Raw genomic sequence first — 22,292 nt, forward strand, 5'->3', positions numbered from 1 at the left:
ATATGAAAAAGATAATTGTATTTTCCGTTTTGAGTATGTTTATTTTACTATCGTTTTCTCCTGGCACTTTGGCGAATGGATATGGAAAACAAATTAGTATCGATGTGATGTCCTATAATATTTACCACGGTGTGGGTGAAGACGAAGAGCTAAATTTAGAACGGATTGCAGATGTTATCAGAGATGCAGATGCTGAGATTATAGGTTTGCAGGAAGTAGACCGTTACTATGGAGAACGCAGTGATTTTGAGGATCAAGCTAAAGAATTAGCTGATTTATTGGGGTATCATTATATGTATGGAGCGAATTTGGAATTGGAGCCGGAAGGAAATCAAGAGAATAATCGTCAATATGGCAATGCCATACTGAGCAAATATCCTATTATAGAATCGGAAAATATAGCGTTAACCAGTGATGGGGAACAACGGGGAGTCCAGCAAACTAAAATTAATGTTCGGGGTGTTCACGTAAACGTGTATAATACACACCTAGGACTAGACGAAAAAAGTCGAACGACACAAATTGAGGAAATTCTTAATCTAGCTTCTGAAACACACGGACCAAAACTGTTATTTGGAGATTTAAATACAGAGCCGACAAGTCCGGAATATAAAGAGTTATTAGCAGAAGACCAGTTTAAAGATGTTTTTTCTGGTATAGAGAATGCAGAAACGTTTCCTATAAATAATCCAGAAAAAAGAATTGACTATATTTTTGCTTCGCCTGACGTGGCTTTTGATGATCAAGAAGTGATTCAATCAAACGCCTCAGACCACTTACCTATAAGATCAGAAGTGACATTTTATCGTTAATATACCTGTTATGGATAAGTTTATAATTTCTGTTGAAATTCTTACTTTATTTTGCGCTCTGGGTATATTTGTGCGCAGAGTAATCCGGATATGACAAGGTACTGTACTTAGTATCCAACACAGTAACATTAAATTAAAAACAACATCAAAGAGGGGGAATTGTTCTCCTGTACTTTGATGTTGTTTTGATAATTATGCTTTTGTTCGATAGCTCGTGTTATGGTTTTTTAATGTTTCGTCTTTACCAAATAAAAAGTGTTTTTCCATATTAGGTGAATATTCTGAAGTGAGCGTTTCTGCACCCACAGCTTCAGCAACAGAACGTAACATTGCCGGTGATGCACCACAGCATAATCCAATATAGTTAATGCCGATGTTGTGGGCATCTTTAGCCCATTTAGCGAGCTCATAACGGTTATGGTACAGTGGATCTAATGCAGTTGGGAAGGTCGTTTCCATCGGCAGGTGACAACTGCATCCACCGTCCGGCAGATTAAAGAACGTTGGATGTTCTTCTGTCGTACGGTATGGAAGTGGAACGCCACCAACATAGCCATCAACTTCTTTACGTATCTTTTCAAGATATGGCTGCATACTATCCGGGCCACGGAAACAATTCATCCCTACTACCAACGCACCTTGTTCCGATAATATTTTGCAGGATTCCTCTACCGTATATCCATCCCTTAAAATATTTTCACCCATTAGTCCAAGCGTGATAACTGCTGGTAAATCTTGTTTTCGGATTTCTTCCAAAGCGATCAGTGCTTCCTCGTGATAATAGAATGTTTCACCTTGAATATAATCCACACCTTCTTCTTTACACCAACTGACCATCTCCCTGAACATCTCTCTGACTTTGTCTTTTGATTCAGGATCTTCGTGATCAAAAATATTAGTATTTGAGATATTACCTGCAACTAATGCGTGTTCTTCCGGATGTTCCTTTGCAACTTCTTTGGCTAACTGAATTGCACGTCTGTTCAGAGGTTCTAGTAAATCCTCTTTACCAATAATTCTCATTTTTTCTCTATGTGCATTATAAGTGAATGCGAGTACGACATCTGAACCTGCATTCATGTAGTCACGGTATGTTTGTTTCAGTGCTTCAGGGTTTTTTAATGCGACCTCCGGGACGAAAGATCCAGCTTGCAGATATCCTCTACGTTCGAGTTCAAACAAATAACCTTCCCCTACAATAACTGGACCGTCTTTCAGTCTTTCTTCCAAACTGCGCTTCATATAAATTTCCTCCTTTAATTAAATTAATTAGAAGAAAAGGATTAGAACGATTAATTTTCCTAATCTTTCGAATTAAAATAAGCTTAACATGGTAAGATCGTTATAGTGTAATACTGAAAATTCATGTATTGATATAACATTTAGCTATATCCATAATTAATAGCCTGGAAAATTGAAGATCTTATTCCAAGGAAACATTCCAACGAAAAAAGCCCGTACTATCCGGAAATATCCGGGTAGTACGGGCTTCGATATTATTTAACTTAAGATCTTACCACCAGTTGTTAGCATTGCGGAACTGCATTGCTTCTTCAACTGAACCATACCGTTCTTCAGCGTAGTTGATCATGCCTTCTGTCTGTGTTGCAACAGAGCCAGTGCCCCATGATTCTTTCGTTTGGCCTAAGCCTTGATACCCCAGCTCATTGACTGCATTCGGGTTACCGCTTGATTCCGGCATAACAATATTTTGCCACATTGCTTCTGTACCGCCGGCAGCCAGGAATTGTTCTTTAGTAGAACCGTCAGCTGATGCTTGTGTGTTTTGTTCAGGCGCAGCTGCTTGAACATCTTCTGATTGTTGTGTGTTTTGAGCAGGTTGCTCCTGCGTTTGCTCTGCGCTTTCTTCAGTCACCTGAGGCGCCTCTTCTGCCTGCTGCTGTGGCTGTACCTCTTCAGTCACCTGAGGTGCTTCCTCTGTTTGCTGTGTTTCAGCTATTTCGTTTTGTGGAGCTTCATAATTGTAGCCACCGTATTCCCATGAATAATTAGTGCCGTCTGATTCGAAGTTATAGTTAACGCCGTCAATGTTGAAGTTGTAGCTGTATTCACCTTCATGGATTGGCGCGTTATTCAATTTGCTTGAATTGGATTGAGCCATTTGTGCAAGCTCGCCCTTGTTGATTTCTGAAGCCTCTGCATTTTGATCTGCTGCAACGCCAGTTACTCCCAGCCCTAATGCCAATGTCGTAGTTAAGATAGTTTTTTTCATAACTTTTTTCATCCTCCGGATAATTTATATTAATCGTGGTTGTTGTTTTTTAATCGTTTTAAGCTAAACATATTTTTTTAGGTCTTAATTTTTCAAGACAATGACTAATATAACATGGATGTATCTATAGAAGGTTACAGCCTAATAATAATGAAGTTACAATCCGCATCACTGAATGTAATGTAGTGTAATATTGAAATCTGACTGTATTCTTTCTGAATATTGCCATCCGGAAGACACAAATTAACTCTTTTAGAGGGTTTATATAGGCTGAAAAATTTATTTCTTATTAAAGAACTTAGGATTGAAAAGTAATATCATAAATAAAACCGCATCGTTCAACGATGCGGTGAGAGACCTCTATCTTTATACTCGCAATGGAAAAAGAGAAAGGGCCAATGCAGCAGCATAGGTCCTTTGAAAATCTATTTTGATTGTATTTTGAACGAATATAGAAGTTATACTGACCATTTTTTTTAGCCAAATAATAATGATTTTCGCAGCAGTTAACCATCCGCTTCTCAGCTTACTTATCCGTTCGGGGCACTGGATAAAAACCCTTATTCAGCTGCTGCCATAATGCGTCGGTAAGCCCGTGCTTATCTTCTCTTTCCGGATCAAATGCGTTAATAATTTCGTCTTCTTTTCCATCTTCGATTTTATTAACGAAATTATAATCCAATAACAGAGCTCTGCCCAGCCCCAACAGATCAACGTTTCCTGCTTCGACGGCTTCCAGTGCTTCATCCGGAGTAAATATAGACCCGATGCCGATAAGCGGCATGCGGCCGTCTATCCATTTGTGCAGTAATTCTATACGTTCGATGCCCTGATATTTACCAGCGCGTGTGTCTGAATGGAGACTGCCGAGCGAGACATGTAAATAATCTAATGGTTTCTCGACCAGTTGTCCAATCAATTCTTCAGTGACTTCCATAGTGATACCTGGTGTTTCCGCCTCTTCCGGGGAAAATCTGTAGCCGATTATGAAATCATCAGCCGCGAATTTTCTTGCTGTATTCACCACTTCATCAACAATTCTCATTGCAAACAAATAGCGATCTTCTCCCCATTTATCAGTACGTCTGTTGAAATGTGGGGAAACAAACTGATGGATGATATAGTGGTTTGCACCATGGATCTCAACACCGTCAAAGCCGGATTCGATCGCCCTGCGTGTCGCTTCGCCAAAAGCTTTGATTGTTTCCTCGATTTCATTTTCAGTGATTTCACGGGAATGGTGAGGTTCTGTTTCATCGAAACTCTGAATGGTTATCGGACTGGGACCGGCTGAATCTCCATTGGGTGTCAATCTGGGAAGGGCCTGCACACCACCGTGGTGGATTTGGAGAATGGCTTTTGCACCGTTTTTCTTCATGGACCGGGCAATTCTCTTTTGTCCCTCTATATATGAATCATGTGAGATGGAAGGTTGTCCCGGGAAAGCTTTACCCAGTTCTGTGACATTTGTGGCTGCTGTCAACGCCAATCCTACACCTTGAGACATATTCCCAATATATTCAACTTCCGCATCTGATGCTGTGCCGTCTTCATTGGAAGAGACATGTGTCAGCGGCGCCAGTACAAATTTATTTTTCAATTCAGCACCGTTCGGCAGTTGAACTGCTTCAAACAGTGGTTTATATTTCTTGTTCATTATAAATAAAGCCTCCTAAGCTTTGCTGATTGATGCAACAATCAATACTATAACAATCAGGATTCCCATTAATCAATTTTACTGTTTGACGGTTTAAATAGGTTTCAGCGAATCAAACTGCCGGGACAGAGTCCGTACTCTGTCCCGGCAGTTGGTTTATGTTATTAAGGTCACCCTCCTGATTTCTATTTAAATAAACGGTACAAATTTTCACTCGCTTTGGCGCCGGCAATGTCTTTTTCAGTCAATTCTTTTTTGGAAAACGTCGTCCATGATATAGTCACTTTTGTATGATTAATCGCAATACCCGGGTGGTGCTGAACGCTTTCTGCATATACACTTATTTTTTCTACGAAAGAAATACCGTCTAAATACTTATCGAATGTAAACTTCCTGCTGATTTTTTCACTATCGAGTGTCCAGCCATCCAGTTTCTCTGCTTCAGCTTTTACATCTGGCATTATAATACCTCCCCGTTTAAACTTATATTTATTTTTACCCTGCAGTGATTACTATGAATCAAAACGAGGAATAATGATTATATAGTTTCCAACTATTTATAATGCCAAAGCTTATGATAGTTAAATATATAGGCGTTACATGTGCGTTATAAAATCTTTGTTAAAGCAGTGATATCGGTTTTATGGTGATAACGCGTGGCATTATATAAATCATTTTCGTTAATGATATATTCCGACTTTATGAGTTTCATCCATTTGATCCAAGATTTTCATTTGACGATTTAAATTCTTATTAATTCCGGTTCATCTGTCTCTCTGACTTCTACGAATTTTTTGCTTTCCATACTGCGATATCTACCTCAGTGTCCCTGAGTAGTGTATCGTTTTTCGAGTACATAAAAGGATATAACCTACTCGTGTGAGACTTAAGTAAGGCCACCATTATTGATGCTGACGCTATTTTTTAATTTGATTGCTCATATCCATTCAGATATTCGCCGCTTCCAAACTAATAAAGACTCCTTATTCACACTATAAAGTTCTTTTGGCAAGTGCTATGGGAGAACATGCTTGGGTTTCCTGGGAAATAGAAATGAGGCTGGATAAATCCAGCCTCATTTCGTTTATATATTATTTTTCAAACACTGCCTCTACAACTTTCTCCGATGATCGTCCGTCATCCCAGCTGCAGAACCTGTCGTGGAATGTTTCATAGCGGTCTTTGTATTTTTCACTTACTTCATCGATATTTTCAATCGCATCAACCACATCATCATTTGTCATGAGTAATGGTCCAGGCAGTTCTTTTTCCATATCGATGTAGAAGCCGCGTAACTGTCCCTGGTATTTTTCAATATCATACGTATAGAAAAGTATTGGTCTTTTCAGATTGGCATAATCAAAGAATACGGATGAGTAATCGGTAATGAGTATGTCGGACATCAGATACAGCTCACTGATATCACTGTAGCCAGAAACATCATATGCGAAACCTTCCAGATCGGTCAGGTCCATATTGGATGCAACCACGTAATGCATTCTGAGCAGAATGATATATTCATCTCCGAATTTTTCTTTCAGCCGGTGCAGATCGAGAGTAATATCAAATCTATACTTTCCGACTTTGTAGTATTCATCATCACGCCACGTTGGTGCGTAGAGGATTACTTTTTTATTGGTCGGTAAGTATACTTTTCTCTTAAGTTTTTTAATGGTCTCTGCCTCATTATGATTCGTCAGGATGTCATTTCTGGGATACCCGGTCTGAAGCATCGTGTTGTTAAACCAGAATGCTCTTCTGAAGATATCTGAAGAGTATTGATTGGGTGCAATCAGGTAATCCCACTTATCCGTTTCGCGGTTGAAGTTCCTCTTATAACGGGCGGAATTGGTACCCGGCATATGGACATCTGCCATATCACCGGCAAGTCGTTTCAGCGGTGTACCGTGCCATGTCTGAAGAAAAATCTGGCCCTCTCTTTTAATAAAACTGTTTGGCATTCTGACATTGCTGACAATATATTTTGCACGGGCAAGATAGTAGTAATACTTGAGTGAGAAACGCTTTACAGTTTCCGGTTTCCCCGGTAATTTCTGATCGTTATTCATTACCCAGACAAATTTAAAATCTTTTCTGTTTTCAAGCATATATTGATAAATGTATTTGGGACTGTCGGAATAGGATTTGCCCTGGAAACTCTCAAAAACGACCAGATTATCTCTGAAGCCCATGTTTTTGAAGACACGCTTATATAAGAATTCCTTGCGTCCTTTTTTGGAAGCTAAGCCCCGTTTGATATCCCTCAGTAAATGATGGAAATTGCTCAATTTCCTGAAAGCATCTTTTTTGTTGGATCTTATCGCTTTCACATCGTTTTTCAATATGAGGTCTTTATTTTCCAGTCTTTCTGGATCGATCTTATTTATGCTTTCTACAAGACCGTCAAAGTATTGATCGATTGCCGATTCATCCTTGAATTCAATGACCAGTCGTTTCCTGTAGAAATTCAAGAGCATATTATCCAGAAATCTTTGGGCTTCTTCGCTGATTTCATCAGTCCTCAGTTTATTGTATATTCCGAACAGATCATGAGCCAATTGATATACAGAAGACTGTCTGAGTGAAGGGTGGTTTATCGGATCATTCCTTCTTCTTCTGAAATAGATTGATTCATAGACGTAAGGTACTATTTCAATCTCTTCCAATAATGGGAGCATGAATGTCAAATCGGAATATGTTTTGAATTCTTCGGAAAATCTTAAATTCATATTCTCAATAGTCTTTTTCGAAATCAAGAAGTTGATTGCCGAATTATTTCTGATCAGGTTATATCTTCTGTTGGAAAACATTTTAATCTTGTTAGTGCCGGGTAAGATGATGACAGAGCTTGAACTGAAATCAGTAGACTTCATCCTTCCCCTGATCATCGGGAATTCTCCAATGTTGTCAGATAGGAGCTGTAGCATATTTTCAGAAATGTAGTCATCACTGTCCAGGAAGTATATATACTCCCCATTTGCTTCATCGATACCGATGTTGCGTACAGTCCCCACATTCACTTCTGAAGGAGTTTGGATAAACTTATATCTGTCATCATTAATATAGATTTCATCAATTACTTTTTTCAGTGAGTCTATATCAGAATGGAGGATCAATACCTCGAAGTTTGTATAGGTTTGTCTCCTCAGTGAGTCCAGAGCTATATTGATATAATTTTCATTTTTTTCTGCCGGAGTGATTACAGAAATCAGGTTATTCATTTCTATCTCTCCCTTCTTTATTTTCCAGTAACTTGTCTACAAAGGAAAACCATAGATTTTGATAATTTTCCTTGCTGAATTTTGTATTCATTGTCTTCCCTGACGCTTTACCCATTTTTACGGTTTTCTCAGGATTTTTCAACATATAGATGATTTTCTCTGATAATGCTTCTATGTCCCCTTTTTCTATAAGGAATCCATTCACACCATCTTCTATCATATCAGATGGTCCATATCTGATGTCATAGCTTATGACAGGCGTGTTGTTTGCCATGCTTTCCATGACTGAAAGTGAAAAGCCTTCTGCATTGGATGTGACGGTGGATAATGCAGCGGATTGATATATTTTTTCGGGGTTTTGGGTATACCCCTTCACTTCTACATTACCCTGCAAATCCAGGTCCTGTATCAATTCAATATATTCTTCCTTCTTATCCCCCGAGCCCCAGATTTCAAGTTTGGCATCCGGTACTTCTTTAACAACATCTTTAAAAGCTTTAATAGTATGATCGATGTTTTTAACACTGGAGAACCTGGAAACAATTGAGACTTTGGATAAGTCCCTGCCCGAATCCCGGTCACTGTAATGCTTCATATTGGCAATAAAGGACCGCATGCCTCTGATTTTTGGTTTATTCACTTCATAATAGTTTGGAATGACAAACACTTTGTCTTTGTTGCCAAAACGGCTGACAATATCATTTCTCTGCTTTTCGGTCAGAACAACAAGGGCATCTACATTAGGAATATTTTCTATCGCATACTTGTTACGTTTATTCAATTCGGACTCGGGGTCATCCGGATTTCTTAAATGGTTGCTGTGTGGACGTAATGCCCTTTTGGCTTTAGGATTGTCCAGTTTCACCAATAATTCATCCGTTGTCCGGGTATCTGAAATAATGACAGCCTCAGAGTCCGCTTCATAAATTACGCTGTCCAGCCAGTGTAATTTATGAGGGGTTTGATCCCCGGTGGTTTCATTGAGCACTTTATTATTACTGTCTATATGAATCACGCGGCTGATTTTCCCCGTCCCCGGATCATGCCAGAAATTAAGGAAGGCAGCTCCTGATTTATCATAAAATAATTCCTGTCTGACTTTATTTTCTTCAAAACTGAAATATTGTACTCTGCTTACGTGTCCGTAATAGTTGTAGTACTCTCTTCTTATTCTATATCGATTTTCATTAAAGTAGTCTATGAAATCCATTGTACTATCATTTCTCAGCGATATATATTTCTCATACATACCATTTTTAAAAAGCCGGTATGCATTGTAGTTTTTTCTTTTTGCCACAGCATACTGACCGGAATACGCAGAGATATCTGTTTTTATTTTACCCGGATTAATTTTATCGCGTCTGTTATAAGAAGCAAAATCTTCAAACATGTTTCGTATGGTCACTTTTTTACTGACTTTCCCCATCTGCACGAGTTTTTTGCAGATAACCGGAAATCTGGATTCATGTTTAAATGTCAATACTTGAGTGTCATACCCTGCATCCGCAAAAGTGCTTGCCTGCCTTAAAGATGCGTGGGTCAATCCACCTTTATTGACATCTATGGAATTAAGTAAAAAGATAATTCTGGGTTTCATATAACCATCCTTGTCTTAACCGCATTTATTTGAGAATTATACTATTAATCTTACTTTAATTATATACTAATGAAAAATGATAAATGTCATTTGAAACACGAAGTATATATCTATATACTTCATCTAATAGTTCAGGGAGGATGATAATGTGATCACTGAGACGGACAGAAAGTATTTAAAACACTGTGTGGAACTGGCTGGAGATGCACTGGGCAAAGGGGATGCACCATTTGGTTCAATGCTTGTCTCACATGAAGGCGAAGTGTTGTTTGAAGACCATAACAGGACTTCCGGGGGTGATGATACCCGACATCCGGAATTTGAGATTGCAAGATGGGCCGCCCGGCATCTGAGTGAAGAAGAACGGAAAAAGGCCACGGTGTACACATCAGGAGAACATTGCTCGATGTGCGCTTCTGCACATGGTCTGGTGGGCCTGGGACGCATTGTTTATGCAAGCTCGACGGAACAGTTAAAAGAGTGGCAGAAGGAACTGGGTGTTAAGACCGGGCTTTTAAGAGGGCTTTCCATTCAGGATGTACTGCAATATGTCGAGGTAGATGGCCCGGACGAAGTACTGTCGGAAGAAGTGCGGGCATTACAGTATGTATACCATCAAAAGTCATAGAGATTAAATAGGACCCCTGTTTTTGAACAGAGGTCCTATTTTTTATTTTTTCATAAATACCAGAGGCAGGAGAAATGCGGCGGCTCCCGCACCTGCCGCTAAAGCATAACGTTTTGACGGCCTTCTTTGAACAGGAGCGCTGTCTTCGCTTTGTTTTTCATTCATTTCCATTTTTGGGTTTTCAATCCGTTCTTTTTGCGGTTCAACGTTCTCTTCGTCATCTTTATGGGTCCCCATCCCTTTAAGGATTTTGACAAGGACATTCACGCCTTCTATTACTTCGGGATCTTTAAGTGCACCCAGGAGCCCCGAATAGCCGCCGGGTTTATCTTCATGTTCATATTCAGCCGCCTTGGCAATTCCGGTATTGAGTTTGAGTACAATCGGTTCAATCTGGCTCATGTCTACCGTTCCAAGAAGCTGGAAAAGGAGCAGCATATTTTTAATTGACTGTGGAACCTCGGAATCATCGAATGCGGTAACCACCCGATTGATGACTTTGTCGCTCTGACCGAGTCCACTGTTAATGATATCGAATATTTCATGATCTCTCATCTTATCTGCAATAGCGAGAGTATCCTGCAATACATCTTTGTGTTCCAGCAGCAGCTGTTCTAATTCATGCAGCTCCTGCTTATGCTTTACTTCCGGATCCACTTCCATTTTATGAATGACTTTTGTCGCTTTGGCCATTATTTATTCGACCTTCTTTCTTTTACAATATCCCCTGGGAATATATAGTCATCTCTTGCCCATTTCTCTTCAACCTTGACGCCGATCTGTGGCTGCGGGTTGCCATAACGATGATTGGTTTTAGGCAGCGGGTTTTTTCCTTTCGGTTCAAGCACTTCCATTTTCACAGAAAGTTCTTTGTAGGCCGGTGTGTCGGTGTCCTTATCTGCGTGGGAGCTTGTCAAATAGTTGATTGCACCTTCCCCTGACGTGTTCATCGGCAGGTACAGCTGGTTGCCGAAGACACGGTCCGTAACCACACAGCTTACTTTCACGCTGCCGTAAGGGGATGTCAGGCGGACTTTCGTTCCATCTTCAATTTTACGTTCTTTTGCAAGGTCCGGAGATACTTCGAGAAATACTTCCGGTGTCTTTCCGGTAATCGCTTCAGATTTATATGTCATATTTCCTTCATGGAAATGTTCCAAGAGCCTGCCGTTATTGACATGAAGATCATACTGGTCTTCGAACTCAAGCGGTTTTGTCCATTCCACCGGCCAAAGTCTGGCTTTTCCATCAGGAAGCGGGAATTCTTTTTCGAACAGGAGCGGTGTATCGGTGCCATCTGCTGCGACCGGCCACTGCAGGCTGTCATACCCTTCAAGACGTTCGTAGCTCACGCCTGCGAACAGTGGTGTAAGCAAAGCAGCTTCATCCATGATTTCACTTGGATGTGCGTATTCCCATTCTGCACCCATACGGTTGGCAACTTCCTTGATGATCTCCCAGTCCGGTTTGGATTCGCCAAGCGGCTCCAGGGCTTTGTACAGACGCTGGAATCTTCTTTCTGTATTTACAAATGTGCCGTCTTTTTCAAGACTCGGGCTGGCTGGAAGTACGATATCCGCATATTCGCATGTTTTCGAGAAGAAAATATCCTGTACTACGAAGAATTTCAATTTCTCGAATGCGGAATGTACATAATTGATATTCGAGTCGACGAGACCCATATCTTCCCCTTTCAGATACAGCACTTCAAGATTGCCTTCATGGATAGCCTCGACCATTTCATGGTTATTTAAACCAGATGTTGTTGGTATTTCCACTCCCCAGTTTTCTTCAAAACGACTGCGGACTTCATCGTCACTGACGAACTGGTAGCCGGGGAAGCGGTCGGGCATGCTGCCGAAGTCGCTGGCACCCTGTACGTTGTTGTGGCCGCGGAGCGGATATGCACCGGCACCCGGTTTCATATAGTTGCCCGTAACGAGCAGCAGATTTGAGATTGCCGTACTTGTATCACTGCCTCCACCGTGCTGTGTTATTCCCATGGCCCAGAGAATTGAAGTCGTTTTCGCTTCGTGGATGGAAGTTGCGATTTCAATCAGTTCTTCTTTTGTCATATCTGTAACGCTCTCAGCATAATCCAGTGTAAATTTGTCCAGGCTTCTCATGTATTCATCAACGTCATTCACATGATCACGAAGGAATGCTTTATCATCCCAACCCTGGTCAATAATGTATTTCGTCACTGCAGACAGCCATATGAGGTCACTCCCCGGTGCCGGTCTGACGAAGAGGTCTGCACGATTGGCAAGTTCATTTTCACGCAGGTCCGCGACGATGACTTTTTGCCCGTGAAGCTTCTGTGCACGTTTGACACGTGTTGCAAGCACCGGATGGGATTCTGCAGTGTTTGATCCGACGGAAATGACGAGTTCCGCCTGGGCGATGTCTTCGATGCCGCCTGAATCGCCGCCGTATCCAACTGTACGCCACAGTCCCATAGTTGCAGGAGACTGGCAGTACCTTGAACAGTTATCGATATTGTTTGTTCCAATTACGCCGCGTGCGAGTTTCTGCATGAGGTAAGCTTCTTCATTCGTACATTTTGAGGATGAGATGAATCCAAGTGCATCCGGTCCACTCTCCACCTTTGTCTCTTTGAATTTCTTTTCAATGAGATACAGAGCTTCTTCCCATTCCGCTTCCCTGAAGCCGTCTCCTTCCCGGATCAGCGGTTTTGTAAGACGCTCTTCACTGTTGACGAAATCCCAGCCGAATTTTCCTTTGACACATGTGGAAACACCATTGGCCGGTGCCTCGATCTGTGGTTCGATTTTTAAAATTTCACGGTCTTTCGTCCATACGTCAAACGTACACCCTACACCACAGTATGTGCAGACTGTTTTTGTCTTTTCAATCCGTTCTTCACGCATTGACGCTTCAACATCGGATATGGTCATAAGTGAACCGTAGCCCGTTTCAACGTTTTTAGTGATGTCCACCATCGGTCTGAATGTTTCTTCCGCCATGCCTGTCAGGAAGCCTGCTTCCCCTTCCATGCCGACCTCCATCATTGCATTACATGGACAGACAGTTGAACAATGTCCGCAGTTCACACAGGAAGAATCGTCAATCGTCGTATCGTTATCCCAGATGACGCGCGGTCTATCCAACTCCCAGTCAATTAAAAGTGTCTCATTTACCTGAAGGTCCTGGCATGCCTCAACACACCTTCCGCATAATATGCACTGGTCAGGGTCATAGCGGTAGAATGCATTGCGCTGATCATGATGGTCTTTCCCCGTATGGGGCGTATCCTGGTGGCTGATCTTCATTTCCTTTACCGTATTATGTATTTCACAATTTCCATTGTTGAAATCACATACTGTGCAATAAAGTTCATGATTGCCTAAAATACGGTCCATTGCAATAAGCTGCGCTTCGTGAACATCGTCTCCGACTGTTTCCACCACATCACCCGCGTTTATAGTTGTGGAACACGAACGTACATATTCACCATTTACTTTGACAATACACGTATCACACGTTTCAAGCGCACCAAGGCTTGGATGATAGCAGAGGCTCGGCGGTTCAATGTTGTTTTTTGATAAGTAGCTAAGAAGGGTGTCTTCTTCTTTGACATCCTGCTTTTTACCGTCTAAAGTAATTTCAAAAGACTCAGTCATTTCCATTCTCCTTTCGCATTCATTATATTTCCTGTTTTCCCTTTTATTATCGCGTTGAACCATTTTTTCAGATTATTCATATTTTTTCATAGTGAATAAAAAAAGGAAAGGGACATTTTAGTCCCCTCCCTCCTTTTACTCAATATATCTCTGGATATGTCCTGCAGTCACGGATGCTTCGATATCGAGCAATCCTTTTGGTGCGCCGCTGTAGAGTATTTTTCCGCCGCGTAGTCCCGGACCGGGACCGACGTCCACGATCCAGTCTGCATGAGCCATCATGGTGAGATTGTGTTCGATCACTATGACGGTATTGCCCTGATGGATCAACTGTTCGAAACATGCAAGCAATGTCGGTATATCATCCTCGTGCAGACCGGTGGTGGGTTCATCGAATATGAACGTTTCCCCTGTGGCTTCACTGTCCAGATACCTGCTTAACTTCACGCGCTGGATTTCGCCGCCTGAGAGTGTATCCAGGGATTGCCCAAGGGTCATATAATGAAGGCCCGTTGCCTGCAGGTGCTTCAGCCGTGTGATCACTTTAGTGTTCCTGCTGAATATTGAAATGGCTTCTTCGACCGTCAGAGCCAAAACATCTGCGATTGAATAACCGTCGACTGTAGCTTCGAGCACTTCAGGTTTATATCTTGTGCCCCGGCATACTTCGCAGACCTGGGAAAAATCGGGCATGAATGCAAGTTCTGTCTTAATGATCCCTTTACCATTGCATTCCGGGCAGGCGCCTTCTGAATTGTAGCTGAACATCCCTTTCTTCAAGCCGGTCTGCTGGCTGAAAAAGGCGCGGATTTCATCGAATATATCCATATATGTCAGTAAATTGGAACGGTTTGAAGCATGTACCGGTTTTTGGTCGATAAATATCATATCAGGCGAATTTGCGAGGCCGGCCCTCAGCAACGTACTTTTACCCGAACCCGCGACGCCTGTTATGACCGATAGGGCGTTCTTTGGTATATCGACTGAAACATCTTTCAAGTTATTCTGCGTAATGTCTTCAAGATGTATGAAATCTCCGGGCCGTCGCGGATTATTTTTTAACGTGTGCTTCCGGTTCAGTGCAATACTGGTTGGCGTGTCCGATTGCATCAGCTTCTCATAGGTGCCGGTGAATATGATCTCTCCCCCGTGCTGGCCGGCACCCGGTCCGATGTCGATGATATGATCTGCAATCCGGATGACATCCGGATCGTGTTCTACAACGAGGACGGTGTTCCCTTTGTCACGTATCGACCGCATGATGTCATTGATCTTTTCTATATCCTCCGGATGAAGGCCGACGCTCGGTTCATCGATGATGTACACCAGATCGGATAACGGGCTGTTCAGATGACGGATGAGCTTTATCCGCTGGGATTCCCCGCCTGATAATGTAGGCGTCTGCCGGTCGAGGGTCAAATAGTTTAAGCCGACGTACGCAAGCGCTTCTAACTGTTCAAGCAGAGGTTTCACGATAAACATCGCTTTGTCATCTTCCAGTTCTTTCAGGAAAGGGATGGCTTCATCTATGGATAACCCAGCAAAGTCGGCAATGCTCAAGCCGTTTATTTTACAGCTCAACACTTCGGGATTGAGCCGTTTTCCATCGCACTCCGGACATCTGTGCGAAGTGACTACACGTTCAACATCTCCTAAAAAGCGCTTCTTTTCAAAATTATCATTGAGCAGGAACGACCGTCTGAAACGATGGATGAGTCCTTCGAATTTTGCGGTTCTCGGCCAGTTGTCCGGTGGATTCTTCAGTTTTTTTGGTTTTGTGTAGAGGAATGTATCCATTTCCTCCTCAGTATAATCTTTAAGTTTCTTGTCATTATCAAAGAGTCCGCTGTATAAATAGCGTTTCCCTCTCCAGCTGTCCGGTTTGAAAGACGGGAAGTTGATTGCATCTTCATTTAAGGATTTATCGAAATCCAATAACTCTTTCAGATCAATATCTTCAACATAGCCGAGACCCTGGCACCTGTCGCACATGCCGCTCGGGTTGTTGAATGAAAATACATTGGAGTAGCCGACGAACGGCTCACCGATCCGTGACCACAGCACACGGACCGAGGCATATATATCTGAAATTGTTCCCACTGTTGATCTGGAATTCCCGCCCAGTCTTTTCTGATTGATGATCATTGCCACAGGCAGATTTTCTATCCGGTCAACAGCCGGTTTCTCATATTGTGTCAGCTGATGCTGGATGTAGCTCGAATACGTTTCGTTTAATAAACGCTCGGATTCGGCCGCCAGTGTATTAAATACGAGGGAAGATTTTCCTGAACCGGATCTCCCTGTAAATACTGTGAGTTGATGTTTCGGAATATCGACGCTTACATTTTTTAAATTATTCTGGTTGGCGCCGATTAAGCGTATAATTGACATGAAAGTTCACCTCTGTGATGTATTTTACCTGAATGCTCTGGAAGATTCATGCATGAGCGGTTATTGTGCCTCATCTTCCCTTTTGTCATACGGGTTTTCTTGCGGGTGGATATAGTCATATTGAGCGATATCTTCCGCTTTGATTGTCCGTTCTGTAATTTCGTATGCTTCAACGAGATTCATTTCGGAAATTTCAATTGATCCATCGTCGTTTACGGATTCAATATAAGCGACGTGTCCGAGTTTCCCCTGCTCGGTCTGCAAAATGGCACCTTCGGCCGGCTCGCTGTTGACCGTATAGCCGTCTTCCTCTGCTTTTTCCGACCAGTATTTTGCATCGCTCCAGTCTGATTCAATCATATTTCCATCCGCTTTCACTTCTTCAAAAATATAATGGGTGCACTGTCCTTCGTCATATCTGTTGTTTGCCATCGGATCTGGCATGATGGTATATTTTATCTCATTTATGAGCCCGTCTTCGGTTTTGTTATCTGCAATGATTAAACCTGTTACAGCAGCGATTAATAGAATCGCAGTGATGATTGCCTTTTTCATTAAATTTCCTGCCTTTGGTATTTCTGATTTTACTGAATGATATTATACAATCCATAGCGGTTCGGGTCTAAATTATCTGCTCATCCGGAACATAATCCCTGGTTTCAAGTTTCAGCAGCGTCATATCGGTTAAGACTTCGTCACTGTCTTTACGGTAAATGGCATGTTTTGCTTGTTCCTCCTTCGTAGATCCAAAAAATATTAATAAAAAGCGAGACCTTCACCCCCGGGGGGCAAAGGTCTCGCTGAGCAGTTTCTGCTAATAAAGCCGATGGAGCATGACGACTTCATTTTGAAAAACAAAGAATCTTTTTCAATGCTGCTCCCCTTTGACAGTCAGCCAAAGAATATTACTATTTGTTAAAAGTATCACACGTCCGCTTTCCAATTGATAAAACAGTAGGTTTCAGTGCACTTATTCGATATAGCGGTAAGCCATCAATTCTTTAAGCATTTTGATTTCTTCCTGCAGCTTTTCACCAATATTGGTGTCCCGTACTTTCTTCCGCTCCAGCTCCTCGTCGACGACACGGCGTACAGAAAGCACATCAGCACCGTCCAGCAATACATTTTCTTTGGAGTTAAAGTGCTGATGGGCAACGAGCTGCATGCCAAATGAGTTGTATAACAGCGTATAGCCGGCAATGCCCGTTGTCGACTGGTAGGCTTTGGAAAACCCGCCATCGATGACGATCATCTTGCCATTGGCCTTGATCGGATCCTCCCCATCAATTTCCTTTACCGGCGTATGCCCGTTAATAATGCGGCCCTGATCCGGGTCGAGGTCAAACTCCTCCAGCATCTTCCGGCACATATCATTATCTTCCCTCAAGTGGTAGTACGGATTTTTTTCTTCCTTATGGGACGCCTTATCTTTGATAAAGTAGCGTTCAAACGTCGTCATGGCACGTTTGCCAAAGAGTGAAGAATATTTTCCCGTCCATAAATACCAGACAAGGTCGGTCGCCAGGTCATCAGTCGTCTCTTTATCCGCAAATGCTTTGCGCACATAATCTTCAAACTGGTCCAGCAATTGACGGCCTTTATATATCCGTCCGTCGATTTCCATTTCTTCCATTTCGCCGTTTTCATCCACAGGAATGCAGCCGTGAATGAGCAGGTTGCCGTTATATTTCAAATAGAGGCTGCCTTTTTTCATCAGGAAGTTCATATGACGCTTGAGTTTTTCAGATTGCTGTACAGAAAGCAGCAATTTGTTGATGACTTCCTCTTCTTCCGGAAGCAATGCATCCGGATTCTCCCGGTCCACGGTGGAGAAACAGGTGTTTTCGAGCGGATAAGTATTACCGTAAACGGTGATTTCCTGTTTGTCATAATCCGTTTTTTCCAGTACCAGCCTTTCCTCCATATCGAAAAATGGATGGCGTTTGATGATTGGGCTTTCCAGCTTGAATTGGATCATGGCAATCGCCTGGTGAATTTTCGTGATCTGAAGTTTCTCGAGATCTGAAAGCGCCTGATCAGCAGTTTTCTTCGGATGGAATGCAGGATTGTCATCATAATACTTTTCGGCAAGGTTGACCAGTGGCCGCAGATTGATGCCGTAGGCATCCTCGATGATATTCAAATTGTCGTACCGTGCACAGATTCTAAGTATATTTGCCAGACAGACCTTCGACCCTGCATATGCACCGAGCCATAATACATCATGGTTTCCCCACTGAATATCAAGGGAATGGTAATCAATCAGTGTTTCCATGATCTTATCCGGCTCAGGTCCCCGGTCATATATGTCTCCGACCACATGCAGGTGGTTGACGACCAGCCGCTGTGTCGTGTAGGACAGCCCAATGATCAGCTTATCCGCCTGTCCGAGATCGATGATCTGCTGGACGAGTTTTTCATAATAGATCTTCTTATTACTGTATTCATCACTTTTATAGAGCAGTTCTTCAATAATAAAAACAAACTGCCCGGGTAAGGCTTTCCGGAGTTTGGAACGGGTATATTTGGAAGAAGCATAAGCGATCAGATCAATCATCTGATCAATCTTCTTCACATACCATTCATCCAGTTCTCTTTTTGACTCAAATTGATTTTTAATCAATTGCAGTTTTTCTTCCGGATAGTACACCAAGGCTGCAAACTGACTGATCTCTTCTTCGGAAAGGGTGTCTTTAAAGATATCGGTGATTTTTTGTCTGACGTTTCCGGAACCATTTCTCAAAACATGCTGGAATGCCTGGAATTCCCCATGCAGGTCACTGACGAAGTGTTCAGTCCCTTTCGGTAAATCCAGAATGGATTCCAAATTAATAATTTCCGTAGCTACTTTTTCTTCCTGATCATAATTCTCAGCTAATAGATTCAAATACTTAGTCTTCAAATCTGCATATCCTCCTCTAAATAATAGTCTGCTCGAGCCCTGCAGCCTTTATGATAAAATTTCCTTTATCGCCGGTTCAAGTTAGCATGCTAACTCTCATTATACTAAATTTTCGTCCAATTAACCGCTTCCACAATAAGAATAACATCTATTCCCCCATAAATTAATGCAGCGATATGGAAATAAATTAAAAAAAGACGAACCTTCCGGTCCGTCTTCGCTATTGAACTATATTCCTTTTGTATCATCCTGTGATTCTATATAGGATTCAATTTCTTCCTGGTGCTCTTCCGGTGTATTTTCCAAATAAGTCTGCATCCGTCTTTTATTAGGCGTAATGGAAAGACCCAGATATTTTCTCTCGTTGTTGGCATCTTTGTAGAATGAAATGACCATCAGAATAACAACGACACTGAACGGCAGGGCGGATATGATCGCTGCGGATTGCAGTGCATTCAATCCTGTCTCCCCGCCTGCGAGCAGCAGGATATAAGCGATGGATGATAATCCAACGCCCCAGGCAATTTTGATTCTGCCGGACGGGGTCAGGGAACCGAATGAGGACTGCATCCCTAACACGAATGTTGCAGAGTCTGCTGAGGTGATGAAGAATACAGACACTAACAGAATTGCGACGATGGACAGAAAAGAACCCAAAGGCAATTCATTGAAAACCGCAAAGAGCTGTATCTCCGGCGGCATATCAAATATTGCAGGGTTTGACTGACCGGCGTTGATGCCAGTCATGCCAAATACACTGAACCAGATAATACCGATGATTGTCGGTACGAATATAACGGCGCCCACAAACTCGCGTATTGTACGCCCTTTGGAAACTCTGGCGATAAAGATGCCGACAAATGGACTCCAGCTCATCCACCAGCCCCAATAGTAGATGGTCCATGAGGCAAGCCAATCATTTTTCTGTTCATTCAAGGTGGCCACATCAAAGCTGTTTCGCAGGAAAGTCTGTAAATATGCACCGGTTGCTTCGGTCATCATATTCAAAATCAGCATCGTCGGGCCGACAATCAGAATAATTGCGAATAAAATTGCGGCAAGCACCATGTTTGTATTACTCAGGTATTGGATTCCTCTGCTCAGGCCACTCCATGCACTGATCATGAACAGTCCGGTGACCGCCGCAATGATAATGCCCTGAACGACTATATTATTCGGAATGTTGAACAGGTAATTCAGACCCCCGTTAATCTGAAGGGCGCCGACACCCAGTGATACGGCGACACCAATGACTGTGGCAAATACTGCGAGCACGTCGACAAGTATGCCGAGCCACCCGTCAACTCTGTCCCCGAATATAGGACGCAGGGTTTTAGAAAGCAGCCCGCTTTCCCCTTTTCTGAACTGGGAATAAGCGAGTGCCAGTGCTACCACCCCGTACATCGCCCATGGATGAAATCCGTAATGGAGAAATGTGGAGCGCATGGATTCGAGAATAGCAGCTTTCGTTTCCGGGTCCGCAGTCGGCGGTGCGACATAGTGGGACATCGGTTCGGAAGCCCCGTAGAATACGAGACCGATGCCCATACCCGCACTGAAAAGCATGGCGAGCCATGAAATGGTTCTGAATTCCGGCTTGTCTTTCGGTTTGCCCAATTTCAGCTTACCGATAGGGCTTAGCATGAGATATATACAGAAAAAGACAAGCAATGTTGTTAAAATCATATAGTACCAGCCGAAGTATTCAGTGACCCAGCCGGAAATCGCACCGGAAATCTGTCCGAACCGATCGGGGAAAACCGCACCGATAACAACTAAGAGGCCGACTAGGAGAGCGGCGTAAGTAAATACTTTGGAAATTTTCCTGTTTGGTTTTTTTGGATTATTATTCATTATATTCCTCCCCTTGGATGGATTACTTTTAATAAGTAAGGCACAAACATTATGAGGATAACAATAAATAGTTCTCATTGCAAGACCGGCCCGGTTTCTGTAAGCGCATTAAAAAGGCCCACAACCTTGGTTGTGGGCCTTGATTGGGTTAATCACGTCTATCTATCTTCTGTATCCGTCATTTCCCGGTAAATTATTATCTTCTTCATTTTCAATGTTCCCATCGACATCTCTGTTTCTAAGCTCTCTGTCTCTGTTGTCTGATTCATTGATGTCCACTTCCTCGTGCTGGACATCTTCGGATACGTGCTCTGTATCTCTTACTTTGTCTTTTTTGATGACGACTTCTTCATTCACTACGTTTTCTTTTTCAACATTGACGCGTTCTTCATTTACAGGGACATGGACGGAGTCATTATCTTCCACTCCGTTATCAAGCGATCCGGATTTTGCGTCGCCTTCCACAGGTCTTCTTTCAACGGAGACTTCCTCACGTTCAACCGGAACATTAAATTCTTCATGTTCTGTTTCAACGTGTTTATCGACATTGACTTCACCTGTCTGCACATTTTCTTTATCTACATTCAACTGTTCTTCCCGCAATTGGAGTCTCTCTTCTTCGGAAAGATCTTTGCGGTCTCCAGTTTCAGTTTCTCCGTAATCATAGCGGCTGTCTTTTTCCGTTGAAGCGAGTGTATCATCGGAATTAAGTGCTTTTTCATCTACACTGTAAGTGCCTTCTCCTTCAACGTCAGAGTCCGCTCTGTGCGTGTCCATTACATCTTCTCCATGCTCGCCCTGTGGAGGAGTTTTATCATTTGAAGCGACTCCGCCGGCTCCTGCAACACCTGCAGCACCTGCAGCACCTGTACCTCCTGCAACGCCTGTTGTACCCAGTCCTTCATCATCTTCCGACTGCATGCCAGTGCCCTGTTCTTCTCTTCTGTTGACATGAAGGAGGATCTCTCCACGTTCCAGTGCGGTTCTATATTTTTCTTCTTCTTCGCCGCTGACATCAAGGTCTGTCATGACACGTTCTTCCGGGTCTTCATCGGAAAACCATGAAACGATCTTATCCCATGCACTGCCTTCGGATGTTCTGAAGTTGACTGCTGTGTATCCAAGAGCACTTCCGTCCAGACCTTCTCTGGATACGACTGTGATATCTTCTTCATTGACACCTTCTGATTTCAATTGTTCAATTCTGCCGTTAAGTTCTTCCTCATTACTTACTAATTCAATGTTTCTCATAATCAATACCTCCATTTATAAATTTAAGTTTTTTATATCCGTGTAATTGTCGCCTGATCCTGATAGTCAATGTATCCTTTGCATGTAATAGATGTTTACCCC

Annotated in this window: 15 protein-coding genes; 2 read left to right on the plus strand and 13 right to left on the minus strand. The window is 42.5% G+C overall.

The features are described 5' to 3' along the window. Nucleotides 1–2 precede the first annotated feature (2 nt). On the plus strand, nt 3–812 hold the full coding sequence (locus ACKRAT_RS00265; RefSeq protein ID WP_411843120.1) for an endonuclease/exonuclease/phosphatase family protein: 810 nt from the start codon (nt 3–5) through the stop codon (nt 810–812). 192 nt (nt 813–1,004) lie between these two features. Here the strand turns inward: ACKRAT_RS00265 and ACKRAT_RS00270 are convergent, their stop codons facing one another. From ACKRAT_RS00270 to ACKRAT_RS00295, 6 genes are all read right to left on the minus strand, one after another. After that, nucleotides 1,005–2,054, minus strand: a complete 1,050-nt coding sequence (locus tag ACKRAT_RS00270) for a homocysteine S-methyltransferase family protein (protein ID WP_411843121.1) — start codon at nt 2,052–2,054, stop codon at nt 1,005–1,007. 271 nt (nt 2,055–2,325) lie between these two features. Continuing rightward, a complete protein-coding gene (locus ACKRAT_RS00275) occupies nt 2,326–3,045 on the minus strand; it encodes a hypothetical protein (protein ID WP_411843122.1) in 720 nt (239 codons plus the stop codon). Nucleotides 3,046–3,571: 526 nt separating this feature from the next. Next, complete coding sequence (locus tag ACKRAT_RS00280; protein ID WP_411843123.1) at nt 3,572–4,702, minus strand: NADH-dependent flavin oxidoreductase; 1,131 nt, start codon at nt 4,700–4,702, stop codon at nt 3,572–3,574. Between the two features lie 185 nt (nt 4,703–4,887). After that, complete coding sequence (locus ACKRAT_RS00285; protein WP_411843124.1) at nt 4,888–5,163, minus strand: 4a-hydroxytetrahydrobiopterin dehydratase; 276 nt, start codon at nt 5,161–5,163, stop codon at nt 4,888–4,890. Between the two features lie 630 nt (nt 5,164–5,793). Further along, on the minus strand, nt 5,794–7,923 hold the full coding sequence (locus ACKRAT_RS00290) for a CDP-glycerol glycerophosphotransferase family protein (RefSeq protein WP_411843125.1): 2,130 nt from the start codon (nt 7,921–7,923) through the stop codon (nt 5,794–5,796). After that, nucleotides 7,916–9,520 carry a glycosyltransferase gene (locus ACKRAT_RS00295; protein ID WP_411843126.1) on the minus strand — a complete coding sequence of 535 codons (1,605 nt, stop codon included), beginning with the start codon at nt 9,518–9,520 and terminating at the stop codon, nt 7,916–7,918. Before ACKRAT_RS00295 ends, ACKRAT_RS00290 begins: the two co-directional genes overlap by 8 nt. Before the next feature lie 148 nt (nt 9,521–9,668). Between ACKRAT_RS00295 and ACKRAT_RS00300 the strand changes: the two genes are divergently transcribed. Next, nucleotides 9,669–10,148: a nucleoside deaminase gene (locus ACKRAT_RS00300; RefSeq protein WP_411843127.1), complete on the plus strand. Its 480-nt coding sequence runs from the start codon at nt 9,669–9,671 to the stop codon at nt 10,146–10,148. 42 nt (nt 10,149–10,190) lie between these two features. Here the strand turns inward: ACKRAT_RS00300 and ACKRAT_RS00305 are convergent, their stop codons facing one another. The 7 genes from ACKRAT_RS00305 to ACKRAT_RS00335 form a co-directional block, all read right to left on the minus strand. Further along, nucleotides 10,191–10,841, minus strand: coding sequence for a DUF1641 domain-containing protein (locus ACKRAT_RS00305; protein WP_411843128.1), 651 nt, complete (start codon nt 10,839–10,841; stop codon nt 10,191–10,193). Continuing rightward, the gene (fdhF, locus tag ACKRAT_RS00310) at nt 10,841–13,792 is read right to left on the minus strand and encodes a formate dehydrogenase subunit alpha (RefSeq protein WP_411843129.1); all 2,952 of its coding nucleotides are present in this window, start codon (nt 13,790–13,792) and stop codon (nt 10,841–10,843) included. The genes ACKRAT_RS00305 and fdhF overlap by 1 nt, the downstream gene beginning before the upstream one ends. Nucleotides 13,793–13,927: 135 nt before the next feature. After that, entirely contained in the window at nt 13,928–16,183 is a 2,256-nt protein-coding gene (locus ACKRAT_RS00315) for an ATP-binding cassette domain-containing protein (RefSeq protein WP_411843130.1), read from the minus strand. A 60-nt stretch (nt 16,184–16,243) separates the two neighbouring features. Next, on the minus strand, nt 16,244–16,738 hold the full coding sequence (locus ACKRAT_RS00320; RefSeq protein WP_411843131.1) for a CHAP domain-containing protein: 495 nt from the start codon (nt 16,736–16,738) through the stop codon (nt 16,244–16,246). A 415-nt stretch (nt 16,739–17,153) separates the two neighbouring features. Next, nucleotides 17,154–19,085 carry a fructose-1,6-bisphosphatase gene (locus tag ACKRAT_RS00325; RefSeq protein ID WP_411843132.1) on the minus strand — a complete coding sequence of 644 codons (1,932 nt, stop codon included), beginning with the start codon at nt 19,083–19,085 and terminating at the stop codon, nt 17,154–17,156. Between the two features lie 228 nt (nt 19,086–19,313). Continuing rightward, entirely contained in the window at nt 19,314–20,939 is a 1,626-nt protein-coding gene (locus ACKRAT_RS00330; RefSeq protein ID WP_411843133.1) for a BCCT family transporter, read from the minus strand. A gap of 162 nt (nt 20,940–21,101) precedes the next feature. Beyond that, complete coding sequence (locus ACKRAT_RS00335; protein ID WP_411843134.1) at nt 21,102–22,190, minus strand: YsnF/AvaK domain-containing protein; 1,089 nt, start codon at nt 22,188–22,190, stop codon at nt 21,102–21,104. Nucleotides 22,191–22,292 lie beyond the last annotated feature (102 nt).

Source organism: Salinicoccus sp. HZC-1, assembly GCF_046736035.1.
In the GTDB taxonomy this organism is placed as follows: Bacteria; Bacillota; Bacilli; order Staphylococcales; family Salinicoccaceae; genus Salinicoccus.